Origin of the sequence: Halorubrum sp. JWXQ-INN 858, assembly GCF_009806985.1 — an archaeon.
Taxonomy (GTDB): Archaea; Halobacteriota; Halobacteria; order Halobacteriales; family Haloferacaceae; genus Halorubrum.
Genome location: NZ_WUAX01000005.1, coordinates 1 through 23,295 on the forward strand (window position 1 = coordinate 1; position 23,295 = coordinate 23,295).

Here is a 23,295-nt window from a genome sequence, read left to right on the forward strand (position 1 = left end):
CGAGTATGAACTCGTACAACTAGCATGGCTAAATCGGATCCCAATAGCAATGGCCTCCGGCAGGATCAACCGGAATGAATAACCTCCGCGCCTGGTTCCCGGCACGGAGGGGGTTGGCGGGTTTTGACGAGATGTCAAAACACCATTGCATGGTCCAATATGGTGTCCGGCCCACCCAGCGACCTGGATGACACCGAACTACCAAGGCTCACATCAGATCCCCTCTTACGCCGGAGCGCAGGGGGCGAGATCCTCATCTTTCTCGGACCTGAACGTTGGCCACGATGGGCTATAAACCCATCGGACCTGAACTGGTCCAGCGAAACCGGGCCGAGTTGAACGGCCCGAGTCCGCGATGCGTTCTTCGCATTACGTTCGAACACCCTTACACTGATAAGGGCGTCGGAACGCGTCGACCGGCCGCGTCGCGGCCGGCCGTTGCCCCCCACGGCGGGGGGCTCTTCGCATTAATCCGAATGCCCGGGTTGTACTTAACCCCGTCGAACCGATCGCCCTTCGTCATGCGGTTTCATGGGAACGTGTTCTCACGGAGGCCCCGGCCCACGGGGTGGACCGGAGCCCGAATCGCTGCAGTCGCGTCCACTGGGGTTCGACCATGCACCTCTCTCGCCGACGAGGGGGCGCGTACCCTCTTTTTTGATCCTCGCGACGTGCGTGCGCGACCGCGCGCGAAGAACCAACGACGCGAACGCCGGTATCCGAGGACGTGTCGGGTGGGCGGCGAACCGGCGATCCGAGCTGGCGGCGGCCGATCGGCTAAACGGAAGTGGAGGCCGGAATCCAACCGTCGTTTCACGCCTGACCACACGGTGTAAGACAGGCGTCTGCACGTGGTGACGGTGACGTGTCGTTAAAAACGCGGACCGTAGCGGAACGGCTACTCCTCGTCGAGGTATTCGATGCCCTGTTTCGACACGTTCGCCTTCGTGATGTTCTCGAGGTCGTTGAGCCAGAACTCGTCGTCGGCCTCGTCGACCTCGGGGGCGTCGGCCTTCCACGCCCACCCCTCGTATTCGTGGACTTTCTTGGTCCCTTTCTCGCGGAGTCGGATCGTCGTCCGCTCGGCTTCCGCCTCCGAAGGGCCCGGTTCGAGAGTTCGTGCCGCCTTGAGTGCCGCCTGGCGCGGCATGTTCCCGGAGAACTCGCTCGGTTCCGATCCGTCCTCCTCGCGAAGGGCGAAGTTGCGCTTACCGTCTTCACGTACCATGGTTTTAGCTCCATGACAACGAAGCACACAATCCGTTATAAATATATCGGGGAAATGAAAGCTGGTGGGGAGGTCATTTATATATGAAGTCGGGGAGGGCTAGCGTTTTCGACGGCTCGAGACGATAGCGACGGGGAGTTGGTCGGACGAAACGACCGACGATGGGCTCGCGCGCGGGCTCTCGTGGCCCGGGAGCGCCGACCGACCGACGTCCGCTCGCGTTTCGAGAGCGGATCAGAAACCATCGCCTCGACGAGCTCCGGAGGAGGGGAGGAGGACGTTTCGAGTCGAGGGCCGCTCGGTCCGACCGTCAGCGGGTGCCGAGGCCCAGGAACGGGGACGCGTAAACAACACTTATGTATCTACTGTTGCGAAGTTCGACGCAGACACCCGCGATGGTTCGCAAGAAGAAGCTCAGTCCGAGCGGCGCTAAAGACGAGGACGGGAAGTACCACAACGTCCACGTAAACCTCCACGAGGACGAACTCGCCGTCGCCGGGATGGAGATCGGCGACGAGGTGTTCGTCCGCGTCCGTGACGGGAAGATCATCATCCAGAAGGCCGACTCCGATCCTCAGGACTTAGAACACGACTTCTGACCCCGTTCGATACGTGTCACCCGCCCGCGCCGAGCCGCGGCGTCGGCGGTTGTCGGCGGATTGATGGCCGTCGACCACGACCACCCGTCAATGAGCGCGTACGACCTGTTGAAGCCGGCGCTGTTCTCGCTGCCGCCGGAGACCGCACACAACGCGACCCATCGACTCCTGCGCGCCGTACAGGGAACGCCGGTCCAGACGGCCATGCGGCGACGGTACACCGTTGACGACCCGCGGCTGGAGACGACCGCGTTCGGGCAGTCGTTCCCGACCCCGGTCGGCGTCGCCGCCGGGTTCGACAAGAACGCCGAGGCGCCGCGAGCGCTCGCCGCCCTCGGTTTCGGCCACGTCGAGGTCGGGGGCGTCACCGCCGACCGACAGCCGGGGAACCCCCGGCCGCGGATGTTCCGCCTCCGCGAGGACGAGGCGCTGATCAATCGAATGGGGTTCAACAACCAGGGCGCCGACGCCGTCGGTGAGCGCCTCGATCGGGAGCCGCTTCCCGACGTCCCCGTGGGGATCAACATCGGCAAGTCGAAGGCGACTCCCCTCGACGATGCCGCCGCGGATTACCGGTACACGTACGAGCGCGTGGCCGACGCCGGCGATTACTTCGCGGTCAACGTGTCGAGTCCGAACACCCCCGGCCTCCGGGAGCTCCAGAACCGCGAGGCGCTGGAGTCGATCCTCGGGACGCTCGTCGACGCGGGCGCGAGCCCGCTTCTGGTGAAGCTCTCGCCGGACCTCCCGAAGCCCGCGATCGAGGACGCACTGGGCGTCGTCGACGACCTCGACCTCGACGGCGTGATCGCGACGAACACGACCACGTCCCGCCCCGAATCGCTTCGGAGCCCCGAACGGGCCGAGCGCGGCGGGCTCTCCGGGAGACCGATCGAGGGGATGGCCACCGGGCTCGTGCGGTTCGTCGCGGAGCGCACCGACGTCCCCGTCGTCGGGGTCGGCGGGATCTCCGACGCCGAGGGTGCCTACGAGAAGATCCGCGCGGGCGCGTCGATGGTCCAGCTCTACACGGGGCTCGTTTATCAGGGACCGGGCCTCGCACGCGACATCAACGAAGGACTGATCGAGTTACTCGACCGGGACGGCTTCGACACCGTTGCCGACGCCATCGGTGCGGACTTAGACTGAGCCGGGAGCTCCCGTCGCGAGCCCGGCGACTACTCGTCGCCGACCGACGCCCCGTCGGGGACGATGACGACCACGTCGTCGGCCTCGAGGAACTCGCCGTCGCCGGCGTACCGCCGCTCCTCTTCGATCGCGAACTCCTCGCCCGAGAGCGTGACGTCCGCGACGTGGAGCTCGTCGCCGTCGATCTCGTACTCCTCGCGCGCGATCGCCGCCTCGATGTCGCCCACCTTGCCGCCGAACTTCGGGCCGACGACCGCGTAGTCGAGGTCGATCCCGCTCACGACCGTCTCGACGGGAGCGTCGGCGTTCGGGTGAACCGTGAGCTCCCCGACGTGCATCACGCCGGTCACGTCGTCCTCGAAGCCGCGCACGTCGGCGTACACCTCGACGGCGTCGAGCTCCGCGTTGAGGGGGAGCTGGTGCTCGCTTTTGTACCGTCGGAGCGCGCCGACGACGGCGATGGCGGCCGCCCCGCCCTCGTGGTCCGCCTCGATCCCCAGCGGCTCGGGCCAATCGGCCAGGTGAACGGAGTCGTTCGCGTCCCCCGTCGCCCCGGCGGCGTACATGTCGTGCCACAGCTCCTCGGTGACGTGCGCGAGGAAGGGTGCGAACAGCTTCACGAAGCGACGGTGTGCGACCGCGAGGGTGTACGCCGCCGACTCGTCGGCCCGCTCCTTGGCGATCTCGAGGTAGTCGTCACAGAACGTGCCCCAGAAGAACGACCGGAGGCCGTCGCGGGCCTTCGAGAACTCGCGGCGCTCCAGCCGGCCGGTGAGCGACTCGATCTCACGGTCGAGCTCGGCGAGCATCCAGCGGTCCAGCTCGCGGAGCCCGTCGGGTCGGTCCGGATACGGGTCGTCCGCGAGCGACTCGACGAGCTTCGAGGCGTTCCACAGCTTGCGGATCAGCTTCTCGCCCGCGCGAAGCCCCTTCTCCTGGTACGGGAGGTCGTCGCCGATCGCGGAGCCGGCCGCCCAGTAGCGGGCGGCGTCGACCGGGTACTCCTCTAACACCGCGTCCGGCTCGACGACGTTGCCCTTCGATTTCGACATCTTCTCGCGGTTCTGGTCGAGGACCATCCCGTTGATCATCGTCGACTCGAACGGCACCTCGCCGGTGTGTTCGTAACACTTGATCACGGTGTGGAACAGCCAGAAGGAGATGATGTCGTGGCCCTGCGGTCGGACGTCCATCGGGTAGATCTCCGGGCGCTCCATCGCGAACTCGCCCGCCTCCGCGTCCCAGTCCCAGCCCGCGTTGATGAGCGGGGTGAGCGAGGACGTCGCCCACGTGTCGAGCACGTCGTCCTCGGGGACGAACCCGCCGTGACCACACTCCGGGCAGGCGTCGACGGGCGGGTCGTCCGAGAGGGGATCAACGGGGAGGTCCTCCTTCTCGGCGAGCACCTCGGCGTCACACTCCTCGCAGTACCAGACGGGGAACGGGATCCCCGAGGAGCGCTGTCGGGAGATCAGCCAGTCCCACTGGAGCCCCTCGACCCAGTGTTCGTACCGCGTGAACATCTTCTCGGGGAACCACTCCATCTCGCGGCCCGCCTCGAGGTACTCCTCGCGCTTGTCGAGCACCTCGACGTACCACTGTTCGGTGACGAGGAACTCGACGCTCGTCCCGCAGCGCTCGTGGACGTTGACCGCGTGGGAGATCCCCCAGCGATCGAGCAGCGCCCCCGCGTCGTCGAGGTCCGCGACGATGGCCTCGCGGGCCTCCGAGGAGTGGAGCCCCTCGTAGTCGCCGGCCACGTCGGTCATGTGTGCGGACTCGTCGATGGCGACGCGCAGGTCGAGGTCGTGCGCCTGGTACCACTCGATGTCGTTCTGGTCGCCGAACGTACAGCACATCACGATCCCGGAGCCGGTGTCCATGTCGACGCGGTCGTCGGCGAGGATCGGGACGTCGTGGCCGAACAGCGGGACCTCGGCCCGCTCGTCGACGAGGTGTGCGTTGTCGTCGTCATCCGGGTGGACGAAGACGGCGACGCAGGCGGGGAGGAGTTCGGGTCGGGTCGTCGAGATCGTGAAGGCGTCGCCGTCGACGACGCCGAACTCGATGTCGTGGAAGTGCGAGTCGCGCTCGTCGTCCTCGGTCTCGACCTGTGAGATCGCGGTCTCACACTCGGGACACCAGATCGCGGGCGCTTCGTGGCGGTACTCGCGGCCCTTCTCGTACAGGTCGATGAAGGAGAGCTGGGAGACGCGCTGGACTTCGGGGGAGATCGTTCGGTAGGTGTTGTCCCAGTCGATGGAGAGGCCGACCCCCTGCATCTTCTCGGTGAAGTCCTCCTCGTACTCCAGACAGACCTCCCGACACTTCTGTTGGAACTCGCGCCGATCGAAGTCCTGGTGACGGATCTCGAGTTCGCGCTCGGCGAGGCGCTCGGAGGCGATCCCGTTGTCGTCGTAGCCGAAGGGGTAGAACACCTCGCTGTCGTACATCCGGTGGAAGCGGGCGACGACGTCCTGGAGGATCGAGCCGTACACGTGTCCCCAGTGGAGGCTCCCCGAGACGGTCGGCGGCGGCGTGTCGATGGAGAAGGCCGTGTTCGGATCGACCGGGCCGTCCGGGTAGGCGTACGTCGCGTCGTCGACCCAGCGTCGCTGCCACCGCGGCTCCGCGGCGTCGGGGTCGTACTCTCCGGTGGGCATTATTGGGTGTGGCTTCCCCCGGTTACCCCTTAACGGACTCGGTTAGCCGGAAGCCGTCACGGACCGTCGTGCCGCTCGAACGGCCCGTCGAAGCGCGACACGGCAGATTACTTAAAAGACGACGGCGCGCGCGAGAAACGCGCGCGAGGGAGGTCGGTGGCGGCCGCGGCGCGGTGCGGTCCCGCGGCCGCCACCGACCGAGGCTGGGGAGGGGCGAGGTGCCGTGCGGTCGTGGAAGGAGGGTCAGAGGCAGTCCGAGCGTCCGGACCACCCGAGCCACCCGAACGCTCGGACCGCCCGAGCCACCCGAACGCTCGGACCGCCCGAGCCACCCGAACGCTCGGACCGCCCGGCCATCCACCCACCGACCACCCAGCCGTCCGAATCGCCGAACCGGTCCGAAACGCCCTCAGGGCGCGACGCCGACGGTCAACAGCGTCCCCCACGTCCGGTACCGGTCGACCATCGCCTCGCGGCTCTCCCAGTCGTCGGTCGGGAACGCGTCGACCGGCGGGATGTGGATCTCGCGGTCGGGGATCGTGTCCTGCTCGGCGACGGCGAGGCCGGCCTCGCGGAACGCCTCGCGGTACTCCGCCCGGCTCCACAACGTCATGTCGACGGAGATGTGCTCCTGCCACCCGTGGGTCGACTCGCTCTCGGCGAAGTAGTTCACCGCGCAGTAGAACGTACCGCCCGGCTTCAGGACCCGCCGTACTTCCCGAAGCGTTCGGTGTGGGTCCGCGGCGTAGTAGAACGCCTCCATGGTCGAGACGTGGTCGACCGCGTCGTCGGCGAACGGGAGCATATCGAAGTCCCCGACGATGAACGCGACGTCCTCGTCGTCGGTGTATCCGCGCGCGTTCCGCGCCATCTCCGGCGCGCCGTCGAGGCCGTACCCGCGGTCGATCCCCCGCTCCCGGAGGGCACGTAGCGCATACCCCGAGCCGGTGCCGAGGTCGAGGACGACGTCGTCCTCCTCGATCGGCATCCGTGCGAGGACGTGTTTGGCGGTGTGCCAGTGACGGTCCTCCATGCCGCGGTCCTTCCCCGAGGTCGCCCAGTCGTCGAACTCCGCTCGAACGCTCATGAGCGTGCGCACGCAGGCGTGGGTGAAAACCGGATCGGACACGCCCGATGGCCGGAGTCGGCACGATCAGTGGCCGAATCCGGCGCGCTCCCTGGCGAAAGCCGCACGGATGCCGTCGGTGTTTTGTCGTTCGACGAACCACGGGGCGTATGAAACGACCGAAGGGGTTCCGTCGCCCGCGGTTTCGTCCGGCCGACTCCGCACAGCAGATCGTCGGCGGGTTCCTGCTCGCGGGGCCGTTCGTGGTGACGGAGGAGGTGTGGCTGCTTGCCAGCGGGATGAACGTGTTTCAGGCCCTCCTCACAGCCGGCGTCGTGGCGACGATCGGGTACGCCGCGCTGTATCGCGCCGACACCGACCGCGACCCCGGAGCGGAACGCCGCCTGTTCGGCCTCCCGATCCGGTTCCTGTCGCTGATGACCGTCGCGTTCGGCTCCGTGTTCGTGTTGGCGATGCTGTTCGACGCGCCGGACACCTTCCTCGTCGAGCAAGGGGTTACGGGGATCGACCTGTGGCTGACGACGTTCAAGGCGATCACCGTCGGCGCGGTGTTCAGCGTCGTCGGGGCCGCGACCGCGGACAGCGTGTTCTGATCGGGAGAGCGGTGGTTACGAGGTCAGTGGTGCGAGGTCGGTCGCGCGAGGTCGGTCGCGCGAGGTCGGTCGCGCGAGGTCGGTCGCGCGAGGTCGGTGGTACGAGGTCGGTGGTGCGAGGTCGGTGACGCGACACGGTGGGCGTGACCACGTCGACCGGCGTCACAAGACGATCGAGACGACCGCGAAGAGGATCAGGACGCCGGTGATGTCACAGACGTTGGTGACGATGGGGATGGTGGTGTCGTCGGGGTTGAGTCCGATCCGGTAGGACGCCTCGACGGAAACGATGCTGGTCGTGACGACGAGGACGGCCAACAGCAGCCCGGACAGAAGCGAGATGAACAGCACCTCTCCGAGCCCGAGGACGCCGCCGAGGACGGTCCCGATCGCCCACGCCGCGATCCCGACCGCCCCGAAGACGGTCGCCGCGAGCCCGAACACCGCGACGACGTTGGCTCGGACCCCCGGGTTCGAGAGGCTGGGCTCGTACGTCCCGAGGTACAGCTGCGTGGTGAGCCGCGAGCACATGATCGACGCGAGGTTGCCGGCCGTCCCGATCTGGACCGGCACCAACACGAGCAGCGCGGGGTTCTCGAGGAGCGTCTCCTCGAACGTTTCGAGGACCGAACCCGACACCAACTGGAGGACCGACAGCGCGGCGAGAAGCGGGACCATGGTCCACACGATCCGCCGCACCGACCACTCGTCGACGACGACGGGTTCCGGAACGGAAGCGTCGGAGTCGCGGCCCGTCGGGTTCGAGCCGTCCCCTCCGCGGTCGGAACCGCTCACAGCACCACCCCCATGACGTAGATGCCGACGAGCAAGAACAGGACGCCGAAGACGTCCCCGAGCGTCGTCACGACCGGCCCGATCACGTTGTCCGGGTCGAGCCCGTGGCGATAGCCGACGAAGATGACCGTCACCAGAACCGACAACATCAGCACCGCGGACAACAGGCCGGCGACGATCATGATCCCGACGAGTTCGAGGAGGTTCCCGTCACCTCCGAAGAGGAACAGCGCGAAGTAGGTGACGACGCCGATGAACACCGACACCGACATCCCGTTGATAAAGGACGCGACGATCGCGTTCGTGAGTCGGCGGTCGAGCTCGAACCGGGGCTGAATGATCCCTTGATGGAGCCCGGTCGAGAGCCGTGCGCCGAGCGACCCGTACACGCCGCCCCGCGTCGCGAGGAACGCGGGCAACAGGAGGAGGATCCCGGGCACGCTTTCGATGCCGGCACGCATCGTCTCGGACCCGAGGATAGTTCCCGCGAACAGCCCGGCGATCAGGCTGACGAGGATCACGGGAAGCGCCTGGCGGTAGACGTCGCGTGCGGTGTCCTGACCGTTCATCGAACGGACGAACGTCCGCTCGGGTGAAAAGCGGTGCGACGTTCGGATCGCCCGCAGGATTAAGTCGGTCCGGCGGCTTCCGTCGGTATGGACTACGCGCTCGCCATCGAGAACGGGCCGGAAACGATCCCCGGTGGCACGGGACTCCTGCTCGTTCACCCGAGTATCGGCGAGACCGACCGTATCGACACGGATTTCCTGAAAACGGACACGGATGCCTTTCTCGTCGTCTCCACCCGAACGACCGCCCGCGAGGTCGAGCAGAAGCTGGAGTACTACGACGTCGACGAGACGGAAGCGACCATCCTCGACACGCTCTCCGTCGAACGAGGCTACTCGCGCCGCTCCACCGATGACGTCTACTACGTCTCCGCTCCCGACGACCTCGACGGCGTCGTCGACCGGGTCGAACGCTTCCTGAGCGACCACGACGGGAAACGGCGGGTATCGGTCGACTCGCTCACCGAGATGGCCTACTACGCCGACGACGACGCGGTGTACGAGGCGGCCGCCGAGATCCTCGACTTGCTCAAGGAACACGACGCCGTCGGGATCTTTCACCTCTCCGAGGAGGTCCACGAGGTCGCGACCCTCGACCGCTTCCGCGAGCTGTTCGACGGCGTCATCAACCTCGACGGCGACGGGAACGTCGCCGTCGAGGTGTAAGCGGGTCATCGCCCCGACCGCCTGGAAGCCGTCCAGGGTCAGATCCGAGCCATCGATTCGAACGTCTTCTCCGCCCAAGTGACGGCGTACGGCGCGCCGCGGTCGCGGTAGGCTTCGGTGTCGAGCGCCGCGAACGGTGCGGGGAGGTCGAGCCCGTGTCTCACTGCGGAGCAGGCGTATTCGGTGGCGCTCGCGAAGTCGGTCTCGCCGCGGGCGACCTCCCGGGGGAGGTCGCCGAGTCGACCTTCCAATCGGTCGCCGGCGTCGAGCCACGCGTCGAACAGTCGAGGGTGTTCCCCCCGCCACGACGCGAAGGTATCGCGCGTGTGGAGGCCGACCCACGCGTCGAACAGCGCGTTCGCGACCTGATACGTGTCGGTCGGGGCGAGCCCGGAGCCGACCGGGCCGTTCGGGCCATCAACACCGGCAGGGTCTCCGTCAGCGTCCGCGGTCGTGTCGGCGTCCTCGATCCCGTCCGTTTCTGGAGACCGGATCGCTTCGTCGAGGTCGACGTACAGCCGGCCGAAGAACGGGAGGAACGTCTCCGGAAGCCGGTCGGTCGGGACGCCGTCGGCGACGAGGGCGCCCGGCTTCGGCTCGGCGCCGACCCGAACGAGCCGGTCGGCGATCAGGAGCGCGAGGAAGTCGTTCGGGGTTCCCTCGGCACGTCGTTTGACGAGGACCGTGTCCGGTCGGGTCTGTGTCGTCCGAACGACGGTTCCGTCCCCGGGGAGTCCGACCGTGAAGTCAGGACCCGCGTAGCGTCGGAGCAGCTCCGGCGCGTCCGTCGGGAGCCACGCTTCGGGGTACGTGGCGGGCGAGAGTTCGTTGACGAACAGGCCGAGGTCCTCCGCAGCCGCCGGCGGAAGCGTCTCGAAGTCAGACTCGACGTCGAGAACCGGCGTTCCCGGCGCGTGATCCGCACGAACCGCGGCCAGGTCGTCCGCGAGCGTTCGCGGCGAGAACATCACCCGAAGACGTACGAGAGGACGATGAGAACCGAGAGGAGTGCTGACACGCTGACCGTACCGAGAACGACCTTGGTGGCCTTGCTCATACGTTGGGCTGTGAGCGCCGACCGCTTAAATCCATCCAGTCCGCGTCGGACTGCCCTGCCGGCGTCCACCCCCCGGTTCGCTTCGAGTCGTTCGATCGGCGTCGACTCATCAGCCGGTATCGCGTCGGCGGCGAGCAACGATTCACCAGCTAGCGTCGGCTCGCTCACGGGCGGGCGGGACGGCGACCTCGAACTTAAGCCGCCGGACGAACTACGCGGAGTATGCGGATCCGTGACGCACTCGAATCCGACGCCGAGGCGCTCGCGTCGCTGACCGGCCGACCGGTCGACGTACTGCGCGATACCGTCCACGATCGGTCCGTGCGCGTCTCGGTTTCCGATCCGGGGTCGGGTATCGGAACGGGGCCCGAGGGCCAGGCGGCGGAGCCCGAGGGTGGAGACCTGGACGGGGACAGAGATGGAGATGGAGACAGGGGCGGTGACGGAAACGGGGACAGAGATGGAGACAGGGGCGGTGACGGGGACAGGAACGCGGACGGGGACGACGTCGTAAACGGGTTCGTCGCGTTCGACGTGCGGGACGGGACCGTCCACGTCACCGATTTCGCGGGTGACGAACCCGTCGTGCGCCGGCTGTTCGAGGAGCCACGGCGGTTCGCGGTTCGGGAAGGAATGGACGTCGAGGTGCTCGTCACCGACAACGACGCGGAGGATACGGCCGTCGAGGCTGCTGGGTTCGAACCGGTAGGACCGGGACCACGCTTCGAGGGACGGTCAACGACGCGGTTTCGACTCGAACCGGACCGCGGCTCGGAGGAGTGAGCGGCCGGCGCAGTGATGTGGGACGCTGATCAGTCGAACCGCTGCTGAACGATATCGAGTGCGTCCTCCCGGTCGTCCCAGTCGACGAAGACCGCGACGGACGTCGCGCTCGTGATGAGGTCGATGATGTTGATCCCGGAGTCGGCCAGCGGGCCGATGACGCTCTGAATGACGCCCGACTGGTTCGGGAGCTCGCCGCCGGTCACGCGGATGACCGCGATCGGGTCGTCGACGGTCACGGAGGAGAGCGCTTCGTCCGAGACGACCGCCTCGTGAAGCAGCGCCTCCGCCCGCTCCGCGACGTCGACGTCGACGTAGAACGTGACCGAGTCCATCCCGGAGGCGACGGCGTCGATGTTGATCGCTTCCTCGCGGAGCGCGTCCGTGAGCTCCGAGAGGATCCCGGGACGGTTCCGGATCGCGCGACCCGCGACGGTGAGACACGCGAGCGGCTTCTCGCGCATGTCGATGAGGTTCTCGAACTGGCCCTCGATGCGAGTGCCACCGGTGAGCAGATCGCCGTGTTGATAGTGGACGACCCGCACGTTGAGCCGCTCGTTCTTGTACGAGAGCGCGGACGGCGCGACGACCTCCGCGCCGCGGAACGAGAGGTTCCGAAGCTCGTCGACGGTGATCTGTCCGACGTTTCGGGCACCCTCCACGACGCGTGGATCGCCCGTCATGACCCCTTCGACGTCGGTGACGATGACGACCTCGTCGGCGTTCATGTAGTTGCCGAGCATGACCGCCGTCGTGTCCGATCCGCCGCGGCCGAGCGTCGTCACGTTCCCGTCGTGGTCCTCGGCGAGGAAGCCCGTGATGACGGGAACGACACCGTCGAGGTCGGCGGCGACCGCCTCGGCGCGCTTTCGCGTCTCCTCGACGTCGAGCTCGCCGAGCTCGTTAGTGATAACCGGCCAGTCGGGGTGGCCGGGCTCGAGGAAGACCGCGTCGATCCCGCGGGCCGAGAGCGCGGCCTTCAGCATGCGTACGCTCGTCCGCTCGCCCATCGAGACGATCTCCGCCCGATCGGCGTCGTCCGTCTCAAAGGTGATGTCGTCGAGCAGGTCGTCGGTCGTCGATCCCATCGCGCTGGCGACGACCGCGATCTCGTGGCCGGCCGCGACCGCGCTGGCGATGGAGTCGGCCGCGCGGTTGATCCGGTCGCCGCTCCCGAGGCTCGTTCCGCCGAACTTCGCGACTACGCGCATACGACGACCTCGTTTCGTGACGGAGTGGTTTCGGGTCGGCTCCCGAGGACAGGACCCGTTTCGGGCTGCCCTTCGAGGACGCCGGGAGATGCGAGGTGATGCTGGTCAGTAAACATGCGCCCCCGTAGCGGAGGGAACCGCATAACTGTGTCTTCTCGGATAACAGTAATCGAATTGGTGTTTTCAGATCGTCGACCGGCGATAACGTCTCCTTACTCGTCGCTGCAGGTCGCTACTCGCTGCTGCGGGTCGCTATTCGCCGCTTCAGGCCACTACTCGTCGTTAACGCCCCACGCGTCCGGCATCTCGATGACGTAACGACCGTCCTCCTGCAGCGAGATGATGTACTCCTGTCGGTCGTACAGCTCCATCAGGTTCAGCTCGTATTTTCCGGGGCTGACGATCCGGATGCTCTCGAACTGCGCGTTGAGCTCGTCACGGAGGTCGTCGATGCCTGGGCGCTGTCCGGAGTCGGGATCGGAACCGGATCCCGGTTCCGCGCTCTCGTCGGCCGCGGGCGGGACTTCCTGACTCGCGCGGTCCAGTTCGTCCGGGCTGACCACGTCGGAACGGGCGCTCGCCTGTGCCGTATCCTCGTTGTCGATGTCCGAGACGCGCTCGGAACTCGCGGAACGCTCCGCGGTCGGTTTCGGCTCGGACTGCGTCGGCTTCGGCTCGGACGGCGTCGGCTTCGGCTCGGACCGCGTCGGCTTCGGATCGGTCGATCCGCGTGGTTCCGTCGAGTCAGTCGGCGTCGGAGGTTCGGTCGACCCCGTCGGGTCAGCCGCCACCGCGTTCTCGTCGTCGACGCCGTTCGGCTTGAACTGGAACTTGTTACCCCCGCAGTCGGGACAGCCGGAGAGCATCTCCTTGGAGCCGTCGGGAAACGTGCGGCCGCACTCTGTACATTGGTGTGGCATCTACTTACGGGATACGAGGGTACTGATGAGGTTCTCGTCTTTGTGCAGCGTCTCGATCCGGTTCGCGGGCCCGATCACGGTGAGCTTCTGTGTCGACTCACGACCCATGAGCTTGTCCAGGAAGCTCTGGTTCGACGCCTCCGCTTTGGGATACGTCTCGATCTCGATGCCGGTGAAGTCGTCCGGACTGATCTCCGTCATCGTCACCTCGATGAGTTTCGACTCCTCGTCGGGCGCGAGCCCCTCCTCGAGGATGACGATGTTGCCGTCGCGGACCCCGTCGAGTATCAGTCGGATCTTCTCCATACCCGTGAGCCCCTCCATCCGAGCGCCGCTTATCATGTCGATACGGACGCCGTCGTCGGCACCGTCGTCGTCACGGCCGCCGACGTTCGAGGTTGCTCCCGGCATCATCCGAAGTACTCCGCGATCTTCGTGTACACTTCATCCATGTTTTCGCCCTCGAGCGCCGACAGCGGGATCGTCTCGTGCTGCGGGAACGCGTTCGCGATCTGTTTGACGTCCGTGCCCGGAAGGTCGGTCTTGTTCGCGAGGATAAGCACCGGCAGGTCCTGCGACTCGATGATCCCGATGAGCATCGTGTTCACCTGCGTGAACGGGTCCGTCGTCGAGTCGAGCACGTAGATGACGCCGTCGACGTCCTCACGGAGCCAATGCATGGCCTCGGCGACCCCTTCGGTCGCTTCGCGGGACCGCCTGACGGCGTCCTCTTTTTCGATGTCGTGGTCGAGGAACTCCTTGTAGTCGACCTTGGTCGTGACACCGGGCGTGTCGACGATATCGATGGTGACGGTCCGACCGTTCCGTTCGATCTCGACGTTCTCCTTTCGGCGAGCCCGGCGCGTTTCGTGTGGAATGTGGCTCTCCGGTCCGACGGCGTCACCCGTCCAATCGCGTGCGATACGGTTCGCGAGGGTCGTTTTCCCGGCGTTCGGCGGCCCGTAGATCCCGATCCGCTTGGGCTCTTCCGCGGCGAACAGCCCGTCCGTGACCCGTGAAATGCTGTCTTTAAGGTTCGTGAGCAGTCCCATCCTGACCTCCAAATATGTTGGTTCTCCCTGCGCGTGCGCGGGGAATTGTATGTGGTTCTACGCCCCTTTCACTTAAGAACTGCGTCAGACACCACCGAAACCGGTGGATGCGGGTTTGAGCCGTCACTCCCGTCGAAGGGATCACACGGGAACGGAGGAAGTCGTACACGTGGATCCAAAGAAATCCAAGTCGTGTCGAAGGGGGATCCAGTCGTATCGAAGCGGCGGACGATGCTCATCTTTGTCATGGTTCACGTTGTCGAGTGTGTCTATCTGGAGTGTGTCCGCCCATGCCCCCCCACCCCTTCGTTTCGACTGGAGGACGACGATCGAGTGGGGGAGGGGGGTCGGAACCGCAGGACGAACACGGGCTCATAGCTTAAATTTAGAACACGCCTTATGATATTTTCTCAGGTAGAGGACCGAGGGTACTGTTCGCTATAGCGGTTAATAAAACCTGCCTTTGAAGAACCCGACTTTCGACCCCACCCCCACCTTCGATCTCGTGTTCCACCCGAAACGAAGGGGTGGGGGGGTTGAGTCACGACGGGTCGTTAGTGACGACGGGGTCGATAACTGCGGTTGGATGATGACGTACTGGAGGGTTCGACGGTGACGTACTGGAACGGTGTTCGGACGGCTCGACGGATCCGGGCGGGGTCACCACGAGAACCGTTCGATATCCAACGGAACCTGTCAAGAAAAGTCCGAAACGACGTTAGGACTCCACAAACCTCCGTCGACGTCATGGGTAGATCGCGTTCGATCGACTCAGGGGCGTTCCTCTCACCGCTACCGAATCGCCCGAACGTCCCGTGGTAACAGGTCCTTAACCGTGGGAGACCGCTCGTTGCGACCCAGTTCGTTCGATCCGTCGTGACACACCTGACTCGCCCCGAAGTGTACCGATCGAACGTCGCCATCGAGGATTACTGTTCCGTACGTTCAACCGGTCCGCTACTGATCCAACCGATCCGTTACTAATCAATCGCCTCCGTAGCGGACTCGAGACGGTCCTGTGGACGACGAACCCTCCCGGCGTCTCCCGTGAGATCCCTTCGCTTCCACTCTAGAGAGGAACACTTTTGTACCATCTCTTCATCTGGTTCGAGTGCATCAATTGGACACGTCCTCGCTGCTACTGCCGCCACAGCCTTCCGTCTAATGGCTGTCTCGGTGCTAACTCGGCATCATCGGACGTTGTTTCCACACGAAATAGGGGGGTTTACGATGGACGAAAACACACCAGACGCGGGCGAAGGATCGGGGAACGACGAGACCGGAAACGGTGACCATCCCACCCGAAACGGAGCCCCTTCGACTTCCGATCGAGCCGTAGCGGCCGCCGACGAGGACGCCGTCCCCGATGACGACTCATCCACCGACTCGTCTATCGACCCAGCAACCGACCCAACAACCAACCCAGCAACCGACCCAGCAACCGACCCAGAGACCGATGACGTTACGGTCGATCTCGAGAGCGGCGGCCGGGACCGATCGTCGACCGACGTCGACCTCAACGGGGTCGTGCTCGACGACGATGACGACACCCAAGGACTGTTCGACGACCTGCTCTCGGGCGAGCCGATCTTCGAGAACAAAGAGGTCCTCCGTCCTTCTTACACGCCACACGAGCTCCCGCACCGGAACGACCAGATCAACCAGATGGCGACGATCCTCGTTTCCGCGCTTCGCGGTGAAACCCCCTCGAACATCCTCATTTACGGGAAGACCGGTACCGGAAAGACAGCGTCCGCGAAGTTCGTCTCACAGGAGCTCGAATCGACCTCTCAGAAGTACGATGTCCCCTGTGAAGTCGAATACATCAACTGTGAAGTGACGGACACGCAGTACCGCGTGCTCGCACAGCTCGCGAACAAGTTCATCGAGAAGAACCAGTCGCTTATCGACGCCCGCCTCGACCGCTGTCGGGAGCTCAGATCAGCCGCCGAGGAGGACCCGTCGTCGATCGAGCGGACCGAGTTCGTCGATCGCGACGGATTGGACGAGCGCATCGACGACCTGGAGGCCGACGCAGCCGAAATGGAAGAAGTACCGATGACGGGGTGGCCGACCGACCGGGTGTACTCGACGTTCTTCGACGCCGTTGACTACCACGAACGCGTCGTCGTGATCATGCTCGACGAGATCGACAAGCTCGTCGAGAAGAGCGGCGACGACACCTTGTACAACCTCTCGCGGATGAACTCCGAGCTCGGCAACTCGCGGATCTCCATCATGGGTATCTCGAACGACCTGAAGTTCACCGACTTCCTCGACCCCCGCGTCAAATCGAGCCTCGGCGAGGAGGAGATCGTCTTCCCGCCGTACGACGCCAACCAGCTCCGCGACATCCTTCAACACCGTGCCGACATCGCGTTCAAGGTCGACGCCCTGACCGACGACGTGATCCCGTTGTGTGCGGCGTTCGCGGCACAGGAACACGGCGACGCTCGGCGCGCGCTCGACCTCCTCCGGACCGCGGGCGAGCTCGCGGAACGGTCACAAGCGGAGATCGTCGGCGAAGAGCACGTCAGACAGGCACAGGACAAGATCGAACTCGACCGCGTCGTCGAGGTGGTCCGGACGCTCCCGACACAGAGCAAGATCGTTCTCTTCGCCGTCATCCTCCTCGAGAAGAACGGCGTCCACAACATCAACACTGGCGAGGTGTTCAACATCTACAAACGGCTCTGTGAGGAGATCGACGCCGACGTGCTCACCCAGCGTCGGGTCACCGACCTGATCAGCGAACTCGACATGCTCGGGATCGTCAACGCCGTCGTCGTCTCGAAGGGTCGGTACGGCCGAACCAAGGAAATGGGGCTGTCCGTGCCCGTCGAGGAGACCGAGGCCGTCCTCCTGTCGGACTCACGGCTCGGGGACATCGAGAACGCACAGCCGTTCGTGCAGGCCCGCTTCGACAACTGACCGGCCGGTTATCCGCCCGCAGTCGACACCGCTGTCGGGGCACCGTCGCTCCCGACCATCGGACCGGAACCGTCTCCGACCTCACCGATCGAACACCCGGTGACGTCAGCCGTGCCGTTTCCGACGGGTTCCGGCCCTCCTCGTGTCTCGTCGGCGATCACGGGATCGATAGGTATCGCGACGGAGAGGACGTCGCCGGTATCCGCTTGTCCGGTCGCGATGAGTCTGATGTACCCGAGATACGGGACGCGAAGCCTCGCGACCCCGGTAACCCACTCGGCTTTGACGGGCTCCGAGAGGCCGTTCACCTGGTCGTACTGGCCGTTGTTGTCCCCGAGCGTGACGAACCCGTCGTGCGGTGCGGGGCAGTTCCGGAGGTCCGCACAGTCGTCCGCACGGTGGAACCGCTCGTCCGCGCGGTCGTACCAGTCCTCGCCCGCCTCGACGTGAAACATCGCCCGGTGGATGATGGGCGACGCCGTCCGATCGGGCGGTTGGAAGATGATGACCGAGCCGTACGATCCGAAGGTCTCGTATCCCGCCGCTTCCCCGGCTTCGGAGGTGACGACGCCGATGTCGTTGTTCGCGGCGTCGGGGGCAAACCGTCCTGGCTCGGTGACGAACACCAAGTCACCGACCTCCATGTTCGGCTCCATGCTGCCCGACTCGACGGCGACCATGGGCGGCCAGACCCCGCTCACGGCGAACAGCAGCAGGCCGAGCACCAGCACGATGAGGGCGCTCGAAAGCATCTCACGGACCCACATCAACGGGCCGTCAGTATCGTGGCGGAACCGGTGGAGGAGGGACTCGTCGACCGCGTCGTCGCCGATCGCCCGATCGACGTCGTTGAATCCGTCGGCGGCGGCGGCCGGCCGGCCATCGTCACCGTCGGTATCCAGGTCGTCAACCGGCCGCTCACCGTCGTCGACCGTATTGTCCTCGACGGCCTCGTCGTCGACGGTCTCGTCGTCGACGGTCTCGCACTCGACCGTCTCGTCGTCGTCTACCGGCCGATCAACGTCGTCAGCCCCGTCGTCGGCCGACGTCGGTCGATCCCCTTGATCCATCGTTCGTGAGTTGGCGAGTTTCGGCTATAAGTCTCCGGGTCCGGTTCGATCGTCGGTATCCCGTCATCGGTATCCCGAAGCGATCCGCGGAGCCCGCCGCCGGATCGGCCTCCGGAACTGTTTTGACTCGTACCGGCCTCTCAGAGGACGTGCCGCTGGAGTCGAACGCCCGTATCGTGAGCGAGCTGGCGCGCCGGGGCTACAACGCCGAACGCGAGGCCGTCACGCTCCTCGCCGGTGCCCAGAACCCGGTGGTCGCGATGGAAGCCGCCGTCGATCACGCGCCCGACGACGCCCTCCGTATCACCTCCGATCACGTCCGGGCCGCCATCGAGAACACGCCCGGAAACGCTACCGATAGCCTCGCCGACGACCGTGACAGCGGTGTCACCACCGATCGTAGCGGCGGGGGTGTCACCGACGACCGTAGCGGCGGTGTCGCCGACGATACGGCTCCCGGCCCAACCCCGGCTTCCGGTCCACCGGCTACCGACGATCCCTCGGGGACTGAACGCGGATCTCCAGTCGAAACGAAGGGGTCGAAAAACGAGAGCGGATCGGCGTCGAAACACGTTAGAGACCCCGAACTCCGACAGCTGGAGATCGGCAACGACATGACGGGGAACAGCACCGGGACGGGCGAGTACATGGACTTCGTCCGGACGTTTCGCGACCGGTACGCTCGCCTCTCGAAGGTCCTCCGTGGTCGTGTCACCCACCGACCGGCCGAGGCGATCGCGGACATGCCGGGGGGGAGCGACGCCGCCATGATCGGGCTCGTCAACGACGTCCGATCGACGAAGTCCGGCCACTGGCTGATCGAACTGGAAGACACCACCGGGACGTTCCCCGCCCTCGTGATGAAGGACAAGGGGTTGGCCGACGTCGTCGACGAGATCCTGATGGACGAGTGCGTCGCCGTCGAGGGAACGCTCGCGGACGACGCGGGGATCCTCTTTGCGGACGCGCTCCACTTCCCCGACGTGCCCCGGACCCACCGTCCCGGTGCAGCCGATCGCCACGTGCAGGCCGCGCTCATCTCTGACGTCCACGTCGGGAGCGACGAGTTCATGCTCGACGCGTGGAACCGGTTTACCGACTGGCTCCACACGCCGGAGGCGGATCCGGTCGAATACGTCCTCATCGCTGGCGACATGGTCGAGGGCGTCGGAGTCTACCCGAACCAGGACGAGGAACTCGACATCGTCGACATCTACGAACAGTACGAGACGTTCGCGGAGCACCTGAAGGACGTCCCGGGCGACACGGAGATCGTGATGATTCCCGGCAACCACGACGCCGTCCGGCTGGCCGAACCGCAGCCCGGCTTCAACGAGGAGCTCAGGGGGATCATGGACGTTCACGACGCGCGGATCGTCTCGAATCCGGCGACGGTTACCGTCGAGGGCGTCGACGTGCTGATGTATCACGGCGTCTCGCTCGACGAGGTGATCGCGGAACTGCCCGAGGAGAAGGCGAGCTACGACGAGCCGCACAAGGCGATGTACCAGCTCCTCAAGAAGCGCCACGTCGCGCCACAGTTCGGCGGACACACGCGGGTCGCCCCGGAGGACCGTGACTACTTGGTCATCGAGAACGTTCCGGACGTGTTCCACACCGGCCACGTCCACAAGCTCGGCTGGGGGAAGTACCACAACGTGCTCGCCGTCAACTCCGGCTGCTGGCAGGCACAGACCGATTTCCAGAAGTCCGTCAACATCCAGCCCGACTCCGGGTTCGCCCCCATCCTCGACCTCGACACCCTCGAGATGACCGTCCGGAAGTTCGCCTGATCGCGGGGCCGACCCCTCAAGAAGTTCGCCTGATCGCGCGGCCGATCCCTTATGAACCATGCCGCGGCCACACCCGCCGTGACCTCGACGGTCGCCCGCGGCGAACTCGGCGGTGGCGCGACGCACCGCCGCGGGCACGGACACGCTCGGCGCGTCGCCTGTTCGCCCTGCGATCGGTCGACACCGCCGGTCATCGGCTCCCTGCACCCGATCCGGCCCATCGGCGTCTCGATCAGTCGTCGATCCCGACCCGCCCGCTCGTCGCGCTGTTGAGCCGATCGATCACCTCCTCCACCTCGGCGAGCGGCACGCGGAGATCGAAGGTGACCCGCTCGTCGTAGTCGGCCTCGAACTCGACGTCGGCCGACTCGATCACGCCGCGGACGGTCCCGGAGTCGTCGTATCCCGTCGTCACGACGAGCCGCCGGTGTGGCCGCTCCTCTACGACCTCGGCCTCGTCGACCCCTTCCTTCACCGCCCGCGAGTACGCGCGAGCGAGCCCGCCGACGCCGAGGTTCGTCCCGCCGTAGTAGCGCGTAACGACGGCGACGACGTTCCGGACGTCGCGCTGTTGGAGGACGTTCAGCGCCGGTTTCCCGGCCGAACCGGTCGGCTCACCGTCGTCGGAGGCGTACTCCCGAAGCATCACGTCGTTCCCGGGCGTTCGTTCGGAGGGCTCGCCGGCCGGAACGCGGTACGCCGGAACGTTGTGCGTGGCGTCGGCGTACTCCGTCTCGACCGCCTCGATGAACGCCTCCGCCTCCGCGACCGTGTCCGCCGGCGCGACGTGGCCGAGGAACTCGGACCCGTGGACCTCGAACGTCGCGGTCGCCCGCCCGGCCACCGTCTGGTACGTGTCGGTCACTGCCCGTGCCTTTGAGCGGTTCCGATTAAGCCGTGTCGCTCACGCGACGTCGCTCAGGGTCCATCCCCTCTCCCTCACGGCTCATCGCTCCACCTATCACTTCCTCCCTCGTCGCTGCTCCGATCCCGTTCGAGCTCCCGGCGGCGTGCCACGACGACGCTCGTCGGCGGCGCGAGCCGGTACAGCGCGACGAACGCGAGGACGCCGACGACCTCGGCGATCTTCCCGACGATCGCTAAGGGGTCGGCGGCGAGCACGGCGGCGGCCCCGGCCCCGTACCAGCCCGCATAGCCGACGAGGAAGGCGAGGAGCGTCCCCGCACCGAGCGCGTACAGCCGTCGGTACTCGTCGGCCTGTAGCGTCGCGGCCGCGACGAGCACCGTAAACGCGCCGCCCAGGAGGAACACGTACGGTCGCGGGTCGCCTTCGACCCCGATCCGCGGCCACGCCCACAGCAGATGGACCGCGGCGCTCAACACCGCCGTCTGCGCGGCGACCGCTCGTAGCAGCCGCTTCCGCGGCGTGTCACGTCCATCGGCCGCCGCGCCCGAGTCGACGGGGTTCGCCTCCATCGGCGTCACTCCCACGGGTGGTTCCCGGGCACGTCCGGCCAGAGCGGGTACCAGTACGACTCGTCGCCTTCGACCCCCAACTCGCCGTCGAGGACGGACTGCAGCTTGAACTCGACGCGCTGGTTCCGCTCGTGGTCGCCGGCAGGCGCGAAGGGGTAGTACGCCCCGCGACGGAACGAGTAGATCCAGTAGGCGTTCCCGCCGTCGGCCTCGAACCCGAACACGGCGGCGAGCAGGCGCGAGCCGAACCCCTCCTCGATGAACTGGTCGGCCGCGAAGTGGACGCTCGTCACGAGGTCCTCCGGATCGTCGTCCTCCAGCACGAACCAGTGGTAGCCGTGATCGTCCTCGTATCGGTGGAAGCCCGTCCCCGTCTCCATCTCCCCGGCCTCGAGGATCGCCTCGACCTCCCCGACGGCGTCGTCGAAGCGCGTACTGTCGACTCCGGAGAAGCAGAGCGCCGCCTCCCCGCAGTGGTCGTAGCCGAGGTCGGCCTCCATCGTCACGTACGCCGTCGACATCCCGAACAGGTCCTCGGGGTCGGCGTCGCGCGTCGCGTCGGTCTCCGCGTTCGTCCCGAGCACGGCGCGGATCGTCTCGAAGATACCCATCAGTTGGACGACGATACGCGACGTGGGGATTAGGGCGTTTCTACCGCGCGGCGACGCGATCGACGTCGATCGGGCTCTCACTCCGCGTCGACCTTATCGAGGAACGTCAACACGCCACGCGTGTTCAACCCGGCGTTGGCTCGGGCGCGTTCGGGGTTCCAGAACTCGAGATCCGCGCTCGCCTCCTCGAAGTAGTCGACGACGGCCTCGTCGTTCGCGAGGGTTTCTCGCTTCGCGCGAACCGCTTCAACCCACTCGACGTACGCCCGTTTCGCCTCGCCCAGCAGTTCGGGATCGTATCGTCGCGGCCCGAAGTGAGCGAAACAGAGGTGTTCGGGATCGAGCTCGGCGATCGTCCGGATATCGGCGAGACAGCGGTCGAGATCGAACTGTGGCGGCGGCGTCGTCTCGACGACGGTGTCGACCTCGGGAACGTATATCCCCGCGGCGTCGGCGGTGAACACGACCTCGGCGTCGGGCTCGTGGTACACGGCGTGGTGCGGGGCGTGTCCCGGCGCGTCGTGGACGACGAGCTCCCGATCGCCGAGGTCGATCCGGTCCCCTTCCGTCACCCCCGAGATACGGTCCGCCGGCACGGGACGCGGCTCGTCGTAGTGCCGCCACTGGTCCTCGACGGCGGCCTTCGTTCCGGCCACGAGCGCGCCCGGATCGACGAGGTGTCTCACGCCCTTCTCGGGGACGAGGACCTCCGCGTTCGGGTACCGCTCGGCGAGGTGGCCCGCCCCGCCGGCGTGGTCGAGGTGTGCGTGCGTCGGCACGATCGACGCGAGGTCCTCGCGGCCGATCCCGATCGCTTCGAGCGTTTCGAACAGCGTCTCGCGGTTCGCCCCCGTCCCCGTGTCTATCACGGCCGGGCGGTCGGTGTCGTACACGTAGACGGACCCGTACTCGTCGGTGTCGAACATCCCCGTGTCGTGGACGTACAGGTCCTCGACGCCGCGAACCGGCTCGAACTCGCCAGCCTTCATGACGGGTTCGACACCCCCGGGGGCCTTCTATCGGTCGATCGTGTCCGTTGCGACCCGCCCGCGAGGCCCGTGGCTGGGACTTATGCCGATGC

The 23,295-nt window shown here is 66.1% G+C and carries 23 protein-coding genes and 1 rRNA gene; 7 read left to right on the forward strand and 17 right to left on the reverse strand.

Going from position 1 to position 23,295, the window contains the following annotated elements:
- Positions 1–76: ribosomal RNA gene (locus tag GRS48_RS01310) — 16S ribosomal RNA — on the reverse strand; the annotation flags it as partial.
- A gap of 822 nt (positions 77–898) precedes the next feature.
- Complete coding sequence (locus tag GRS48_RS01315) at positions 899–1,228, reverse strand: non-histone chromosomal MC1 family protein (RefSeq protein ID WP_159483143.1); 330 nt, start codon at positions 1,226–1,228, stop codon at positions 899–901.
- Between the two features lie 395 nt (positions 1,229–1,623).
- Here GRS48_RS01315 and GRS48_RS01320 point away from each other — a divergent pair, with 395 nt between their 5' ends.
- A complete protein-coding gene (locus GRS48_RS01320; RefSeq protein ID WP_159483144.1) occupies positions 1,624–1,827 on the forward strand; it encodes a hypothetical protein in 204 nt (67 codons plus the stop codon).
- Positions 1,828–1,917: 90 nt separating this feature from the next.
- Positions 1,918–2,976: a quinone-dependent dihydroorotate dehydrogenase gene (locus GRS48_RS01325; protein WP_159483493.1), complete on the forward strand. Its 1,059-nt coding sequence runs from the start codon at positions 1,918–1,920 to the stop codon at positions 2,974–2,976.
- Between the two features lie 29 nt (positions 2,977–3,005).
- Here GRS48_RS01325 and GRS48_RS01330 read toward each other — a convergent pair whose 3' ends face one another.
- Positions 3,006–5,639 (reverse strand): valine--tRNA ligase, encoded by a 2,634-nt coding sequence (locus tag GRS48_RS01330; protein ID WP_159483145.1) that lies wholly within the window; start codon positions 5,637–5,639, stop codon positions 3,006–3,008.
- Positions 5,640–6,048: 409 nt separating this feature from the next.
- Positions 6,049–6,726 (reverse strand): class I SAM-dependent methyltransferase, encoded by a 678-nt coding sequence (locus tag GRS48_RS01335; protein WP_159483146.1) that lies wholly within the window; start codon positions 6,724–6,726, stop codon positions 6,049–6,051.
- 149 nt (positions 6,727–6,875) lie between these two features.
- Between GRS48_RS01335 and GRS48_RS01340 the strand changes: the two genes are divergently transcribed.
- On the forward strand, positions 6,876–7,319 hold the full coding sequence (locus GRS48_RS01340; RefSeq protein WP_159483147.1) for a DUF2391 domain-containing protein: 444 nt from the start codon (positions 6,876–6,878) through the stop codon (positions 7,317–7,319).
- A 162-nt stretch (positions 7,320–7,481) separates the two neighbouring features.
- Here the strand turns inward: GRS48_RS01340 and GRS48_RS01345 are convergent, their stop codons facing one another.
- Both GRS48_RS01345 and GRS48_RS01350 read right to left on the reverse strand, forming a co-directional pair.
- Positions 7,482–7,997, reverse strand: coding sequence for a magnesium transporter (locus GRS48_RS01345; RefSeq protein WP_159483494.1), 516 nt, complete (start codon positions 7,995–7,997; stop codon positions 7,482–7,484).
- A 113-nt stretch (positions 7,998–8,110) separates the two neighbouring features.
- On the reverse strand, positions 8,111–8,683 hold the full coding sequence (locus GRS48_RS01350; protein ID WP_159483148.1) for a magnesium transporter: 573 nt from the start codon (positions 8,681–8,683) through the stop codon (positions 8,111–8,113).
- 87 nt (positions 8,684–8,770) lie between these two features.
- Here GRS48_RS01350 and GRS48_RS01355 point away from each other — a divergent pair, with 87 nt between their 5' ends.
- Positions 8,771–9,349 (forward strand): hypothetical protein, encoded by a 579-nt coding sequence (locus GRS48_RS01355; RefSeq protein ID WP_159483149.1) that lies wholly within the window; start codon positions 8,771–8,773, stop codon positions 9,347–9,349.
- A gap of 38 nt (positions 9,350–9,387) precedes the next feature.
- Here GRS48_RS01355 and GRS48_RS01360 read toward each other — a convergent pair whose 3' ends face one another.
- Positions 9,388–10,317: a hypothetical protein gene (locus GRS48_RS01360; protein WP_159483150.1), complete on the reverse strand. Its 930-nt coding sequence runs from the start codon at positions 10,315–10,317 to the stop codon at positions 9,388–9,390.
- Positions 10,317–10,574 (reverse strand): hypothetical protein, encoded by a 258-nt coding sequence (locus GRS48_RS01365; protein ID WP_159483151.1) that lies wholly within the window; start codon positions 10,572–10,574, stop codon positions 10,317–10,319. Before GRS48_RS01365 ends, GRS48_RS01360 begins: the two co-directional genes overlap by 1 nt.
- A 54-nt stretch (positions 10,575–10,628) precedes the next feature.
- Between GRS48_RS01365 and GRS48_RS01370 the strand changes: the two genes are divergently transcribed.
- Positions 10,629–11,189, forward strand: coding sequence for a hypothetical protein (locus GRS48_RS01370; RefSeq protein ID WP_159483152.1), 561 nt, complete (start codon positions 10,629–10,631; stop codon positions 11,187–11,189).
- Between the two features lie 29 nt (positions 11,190–11,218).
- On the opposite strand, the gene GRS48_RS01375 is transcribed toward GRS48_RS01370, so the two are convergent.
- From GRS48_RS01375 to GRS48_RS01390, 4 genes are all read right to left on the reverse strand, one after another.
- Positions 11,219–12,400 carry an aspartate kinase gene (locus GRS48_RS01375; RefSeq protein ID WP_159483153.1) on the reverse strand — a complete coding sequence of 394 codons (1,182 nt, stop codon included), beginning with the start codon at positions 12,398–12,400 and terminating at the stop codon, positions 11,219–11,221.
- Between the two features lie 272 nt (positions 12,401–12,672).
- Complete coding sequence (locus GRS48_RS01380; protein WP_159483154.1) at positions 12,673–13,320, reverse strand: Zn-ribbon containing protein; 648 nt, start codon at positions 13,318–13,320, stop codon at positions 12,673–12,675.
- Entirely contained in the window at positions 13,321–13,731 is a 411-nt protein-coding gene (locus GRS48_RS01385) for a DUF2073 domain-containing protein (RefSeq protein ID WP_159483155.1), read from the reverse strand.
- A complete protein-coding gene (locus tag GRS48_RS01390) occupies positions 13,731–14,372 on the reverse strand; it encodes an Era-like GTP-binding protein (protein ID WP_159483156.1) in 642 nt (213 codons plus the stop codon). The genes GRS48_RS01385 and GRS48_RS01390 overlap by 1 nt, the downstream gene beginning before the upstream one ends.
- A 1,230-nt stretch (positions 14,373–15,602) precedes the next feature.
- Here GRS48_RS01390 and GRS48_RS01395 point away from each other — a divergent pair.
- Entirely contained in the window at positions 15,603–17,303 is a 1,701-nt protein-coding gene (locus GRS48_RS01395; RefSeq protein WP_159483157.1) for a Cdc6/Cdc18 family protein, read from the forward strand.
- An 8-nt stretch (positions 17,304–17,311) separates the two neighbouring features.
- On the opposite strand, the gene GRS48_RS01400 is transcribed toward GRS48_RS01395, so the two are convergent.
- Entirely contained in the window at positions 17,312–18,373 is a 1,062-nt protein-coding gene (locus GRS48_RS01400; protein WP_235027965.1) for a S26 family signal peptidase, read from the reverse strand.
- A 149-nt stretch (positions 18,374–18,522) separates the two neighbouring features.
- Here GRS48_RS01400 and GRS48_RS01405 point away from each other — a divergent pair, with 149 nt between their 5' ends.
- Positions 18,523–20,166 (forward strand): DNA-directed DNA polymerase II small subunit, encoded by a 1,644-nt coding sequence (locus GRS48_RS01405; protein ID WP_321168229.1) that lies wholly within the window; start codon positions 18,523–18,525, stop codon positions 20,164–20,166.
- 232 nt (positions 20,167–20,398) lie between these two features.
- Here GRS48_RS01405 and GRS48_RS01410 read toward each other — a convergent pair whose 3' ends face one another.
- The 4 genes from GRS48_RS01410 to GRS48_RS01425 form a co-directional block, all read right to left on the reverse strand.
- Positions 20,399–21,031 (reverse strand): YigZ family protein, encoded by a 633-nt coding sequence (locus tag GRS48_RS01410; RefSeq protein WP_321168230.1) that lies wholly within the window; start codon positions 21,029–21,031, stop codon positions 20,399–20,401.
- Between the two features lie 74 nt (positions 21,032–21,105).
- On the reverse strand, positions 21,106–21,603 hold the full coding sequence (locus GRS48_RS01415; protein WP_159483495.1) for a hypothetical protein: 498 nt from the start codon (positions 21,601–21,603) through the stop codon (positions 21,106–21,108).
- 5 nt (positions 21,604–21,608) lie between these two features.
- Positions 21,609–22,214, reverse strand: coding sequence for a hypothetical protein (locus GRS48_RS01420; RefSeq protein ID WP_159483159.1), 606 nt, complete (start codon positions 22,212–22,214; stop codon positions 21,609–21,611).
- Positions 22,215–22,291: 77 nt separating this feature from the next.
- Positions 22,292–23,203: an MBL fold metallo-hydrolase gene (locus GRS48_RS01425; RefSeq protein ID WP_159483160.1), complete on the reverse strand. Its 912-nt coding sequence runs from the start codon at positions 23,201–23,203 to the stop codon at positions 22,292–22,294.
- Positions 23,204–23,295: the final 92 nt, after the last annotated feature.